Annotated in this window: 6 protein-coding genes; 3 read left to right on the top strand and 3 right to left on the bottom strand. The window is 63.2% G+C overall.

What is annotated here, in order from left to right; translation table 11 throughout:
* The first annotated feature begins 251 nt into the window (after positions 1–251).
* A complete protein-coding gene (locus tag DYI24_RS22885; RefSeq protein WP_164573964.1) occupies positions 252–1424 on the top strand; it encodes a zinc-dependent alcohol dehydrogenase in 1173 nt (390 codons plus the stop codon).
* Positions 1425–1586: 162 nt separating this feature from the next.
* Here DYI24_RS22885 and DYI24_RS22880 read toward each other — a convergent pair whose 3' ends face one another.
* The 3 genes from DYI24_RS22880 to DYI24_RS22870 all read right to left on the bottom strand — a co-directional run bounded on the left by DYI24_RS22880 (position 1587) and on the right by DYI24_RS22870 (position 3135).
* Positions 1587–2078: a ferritin-like domain-containing protein gene (locus tag DYI24_RS22880; protein ID WP_107344048.1), complete on the bottom strand. Its 492-nt coding sequence runs from the start codon at positions 2076–2078 to the stop codon at positions 1587–1589.
* 83 nt (positions 2079–2161) lie between these two features.
* Positions 2162–2767, bottom strand: coding sequence for a cysteine hydrolase family protein (locus tag DYI24_RS22875; protein ID WP_164573963.1), 606 nt, complete (start codon positions 2765–2767; stop codon positions 2162–2164).
* Positions 2764–3135, bottom strand: coding sequence for a hypothetical protein (locus DYI24_RS22870; protein WP_164573962.1), 372 nt, complete (start codon positions 3133–3135; stop codon positions 2764–2766). Before DYI24_RS22870 ends, DYI24_RS22875 begins: the two co-directional genes overlap by 4 nt.
* Positions 3136–3251: 116 nt before the next feature.
* Between DYI24_RS22870 and DYI24_RS22865 the strand changes: the two genes are divergently transcribed.
* Together DYI24_RS22865 and DYI24_RS22860 are read left to right on the top strand one after the other, a co-directional pair.
* Complete coding sequence (locus tag DYI24_RS22865; RefSeq protein WP_164573961.1) at positions 3252–3668, top strand: hypothetical protein; 417 nt, start codon at positions 3252–3254, stop codon at positions 3666–3668.
* A 1-nt stretch (position 3669) separates the two neighbouring features.
* Positions 3670–3858: patatin-like phospholipase family protein (locus DYI24_RS22860; RefSeq protein ID WP_246701352.1), on the top strand; the 189-nt coding region annotated here is incomplete at its 3' end.

The following is a 3858-nucleotide window of genomic DNA, read 5'->3' as shown; positions in this document are numbered from 1 at the left end:
GCCTTGCGCCATCACTTGGCTGGCGCCAAGCGCCAGCACTGCGAGCACGGCCATCGCTGTCGTCGTCTTCCGCATCATCGTCGCTCCTGTCATTGTTCTGATTGCTGAGTTGCGCAAAGGCCAACGGAGCTTCGGAGACGCCGTTCCTAACTAACCAGTCGCGTCTTCAGGTCGCGACGTTCCAGCCCAGCAACAGGAACAACCGACCATGTTCGGCTTTTCCCCTCGCCATCAACGACGAGGAACTGCAGATGAAAGCTCTGACCTGGCACGGCAAGAACGACATCCGCTGCGAGAGCGTGCCGGATCCGAAAATCGAACACGGCCGCGATGCGATCATCAAAGTGACGGCCTGCGCGATCTGCGGTTCAGACCTGCACTTGATGGACGGGATCATGCCGTCGATGCAGAGCGGTGACGTGCTCGGCCACGAGACTATGGGTGAAGTCGTCGAGGTCGGCTCCGAGAATACCAAGCTCAAGGTCGGCGATCGGGTGGTGGTCCCGTTCACCATCTCCTGCGGCGAATGCTTCTTCTGCCAGCGCGGCTTCTACTCAGGCTGTGAGCGATCGAATCCCAACGCCAAAGCGGCTGAGAAGATGTGGGGCCATTCGCCCGCTGGCCTGTTCGGCTACTCTCATATGCTCGGCGGCTATGCCGGTGGTCAGGCCGAGTATCTGCGCGTGCCGTATGCCGACGTCGGTCCGATCAAAGTGCCCGATGGACTGACCGACGAGCAGGTTCTGTTCCTGTCCGATATCTTCCCGACCGGCTTCATGGCGGCAGACTTCTGCAATCTCAAAGGTGGTGAAACCGTCGCAGTGTGGGGCTGCGGCCCGGTCGGCCAGATGGCGATCAAGAGCGCCTTCCTGCTCGGCGCCGAACGCGTGATCGCGATCGACACGGTGCCGGAGCGCATGGAGATGGCGCGGCAATCCGGCGCGATCGTGATCAACTTCATGGACGACGACGTCTACGACAAGATCCAGGATCTCACCAACGGCCGGGGTGCGGATGCGTGCATCGACGCGGTCGGAACCGAAGCCGCCACAATGGCGAGCTTCGACTCGATGGTCGACCGCGTGAAGATGGCCACCTTCATGGGCACGGACCGGCCGCACGTCTTGCGCCAGGCGATCCACTGCTGCCGAAACTTCGGCACAGTGTCGATCGTCGGCGTCTATGGTGGGCTGCTGGACAAGATTCCAATGGGCTCGGCGATCAACCGTGGCCTGACAATGCGGATGGCGCAGACTCCGGTGCAGCATTATCTGCCGCAACTGCTCGGCCGTATCCAAAAGGGCGAGATCGATCCCTCCTTCGTGATCACGCACCGCGCCACGCTGGAAGAAGGCCCGGAACTCTACAAGACCTTCCGCGACAAGAAGGACGGCTGCGTCAAGGTGGTGATGAAGCCAAGCTGAGCGCGCTCGGCTCATAGAGCGACATGCACCGACTTCATCATGGCCGGGATCGCCCGGGCCATCGTCGTTCTGGGAGGGACCGAGTGCCATCAATGCACGCAACCAACGCAAATGGCCGGGCTGAGCCCGGCCACAGTCTTCCGATTTATCAGGAGTATAAGCTCAGGCCGCCTGGGCCTGAACGTAGGATCGCGTGACGCTGTCGATGTTCTGGTCGATCCACGCCGCCATCGCTTCTTCTTCCTTCAGCGACGCCTGCAGCAGCGGCTTGGCAGAGCCGAATCCGGCGATGTCGGCGAGCGCCAGCAGCGACTTGTAGGCGGCGATTTCGAAGTGCTCGAAGGCGTTGTTGGCGAAGGTGTTCTTCAGGATCTCGTCGGGCATCACAGTGTGAGCCAGCGCAGCCATATTGCCCATGAACGACTGCGTGGTGTCCTTCAGCATTGAGGCGCTTTCGCCGCAGGCGGACAGGCACTCGTCGAGCCGCTTCAGCTGGCCTTCAGTTTCCCGCAAATGCTGCTGCACACGCGCCTTCACTTCCGGATAGTCGTCGAGACGTTCGGACTGCCGCTCCATCATCTCCCGCGCTTGGGTCTCCATGGCGTGGGCGTTGCGCAGCCCGGTAACAAAGATCTCACGTGCGTCCTGAGCCATTCTTCAGTCTCCAGTTGAAATGATCTCGCGTTCAACGTGGCCGGATGTGCACCGTTCCTATCGGAACTAGGCCTTCGCCTGCGTCAAAACTGCCAGAGATCGAACAGCATCTCCCGACTGACGAGATCGATCTGCTGGCCGTATCGGGTGCGGTACATCGTCATCAGTGCGTCATGCCCAGGGTCGGACGAGCTGCACAGCGCATCCTCGACCAGCACGACGCGAAAGCCGAGATCGACGGCATCAAGCACCGTAGCGAGTACACAGACGTCGGTTTCGGCCCCCGTGACCACAACGGTGCCAATGCCACGCTCGACCAGAAGCGATGCCAGAGGTGAATGCTTGAAGGCAGAGTAAACCGGCTTGTCGATCACCTGCGCCGGCGGCGCCAGGCGTTGCAACTCCGGCACCAGGTCGAGCTGTTCCGGCTCCAGATTGGGCCGCAACGCGGCCTCCCAGCGCTGGTAGTAACGCTGCCACCGCCCCGGCCGCTGCTCCGGATGCTCGGGCGTGATGAAGCGGGTGAAGATCGTTGATCTCGCATAGTGGTCCGAGACATCCACGACCACCGGCAGAACGCGCTCCATCCACGGCGTCTCCCACACACCGCCACGCGCGAAGATCCGCTGCATATCGACGCAGAGGTGGATGGCAGCCTCGATCGGCTCGGCCGGTGGCGGCTTGATCATGACGCGATCGGGCGCGCTGTGCGCGGGCGCAGCTCCGTGATGGCCGCCAGGATCAGCGCGGCGATGCCGATCACGGCGCTGATCACCCCGAGGAGTGATAGCCAGAGGAAGATGCCAAGAGCGAGCATTGCAACGCCAAACACCAAGTCGAGCGCTAGATGCCACGGCATCGGCACTAGCCGCACGACGCCCCACTCATAATCGGTGATCAGGCTGTAGATGATTCCGGCGCAGCCCACCGCCGCGAACACCCAGCGCAGGCCACCCTGCTCACCGGCCATGAACGGCAAGGCCAGCACCAGCACCGACACCAGATAATCGATCGCGCCATGAAGGCGGGTCGGGATCACACGCACGTCGCTCTCCATCGTGGATACGAAAAGAACCATCGGCCTCCGGCCACGTTCCAATGCGGACCTCAGGCTGAGTTGGAACGCTGCACGATCCGCATCGTTGGCGGGTGACCCTGATGGAGAGCGTACCGATGACTTCTGCCTCCCTGCAAATGACGCCGAGCGAATCCCGCCGGCTGGCCCGGTTCCTCGGATGGGTGTCGCTCGGCCTCGGCGCGGCAGAGGTGCTGGCGCCGCGTCGTCTCGCACGCGCGCTCGGTATGGAAGGCAACGAGCATCTGCTGCAGCTCTATGGCGCACGAGAGATCGCTTCAGGTGTCGCCATCCTCACCACCGAGTCGGCGTCGTCGGTTTGGAGCCGGGTCGGCGGCGACGCGCTCGATGTCGGCACGCTCGCGCTGCAGCTCCGCCGCGACAATCCCAAACGCGGCAACGTTGCGCTGGCCCTCGCGGCGGTTGGTGGCATCACCATGTTGGACTGGGCCTGCGCCCAGGCGCTAACCGACGATGCTCGGCCCCGCAACGGCCACGCCTCGGAGGCCGCTTAGCTTGGACGCGCGCCCCGACCACAACGACGGCACCCTCACCGCCCTGGTGTTCGCCGGCGGCCTCAGCTTGGCTGCGTATCACGGCGGCGCATTCGAGGCTTTCGCACATCGAGCTCAGCCGTTGCACTGGCTCGCAGGCTCCTCAGCCGGCGCAATCACCGCCGCGCTGATCGCTGGCACCCCACCGCCT

Origin of the sequence: Rhodopseudomonas sp. BR0C11 (genome assembly GCF_010820945.1) — a bacterium.
GTDB lineage: Bacteria > Pseudomonadota > Alphaproteobacteria > Rhizobiales > Xanthobacteraceae > Rhodopseudomonas > Rhodopseudomonas palustris_H.
This window is presented reverse-complemented; position numbering and strand designations above follow the sequence as displayed.

Bases quoted from the DNA above. Each gene is read 5' to 3' on its own strand.
- DYI24_RS22885 (WP_164573964.1), top strand. From the start codon at position 252: ATGAAAGCTCTGACCTGGCACGGCAAGAACGACATCCGCTGCGAGAGC.
- DYI24_RS22880 (WP_107344048.1), bottom strand. From the start codon at position 2,078: ATGGCTCAGGACGCACGTGAGATCTTTGTTACCGGGCTGCGCAACGCC.
- DYI24_RS22875 (WP_164573963.1), bottom strand. From the start codon at position 2,767: ATGATCAAGCCGCCACCGGCCGAGCCGATCGAGGCTGCCATCCACCTC.
- DYI24_RS22870 (WP_164573962.1), bottom strand. From the start codon at position 3,135: ATGGAGAGCGACGTGCGTGTGATCCCGACCCGCCTTCATGGCGCGATC.
- DYI24_RS22865 (WP_164573961.1), top strand. From the start codon at position 3,252: ATGACTTCTGCCTCCCTGCAAATGACGCCGAGCGAATCCCGCCGGCTG.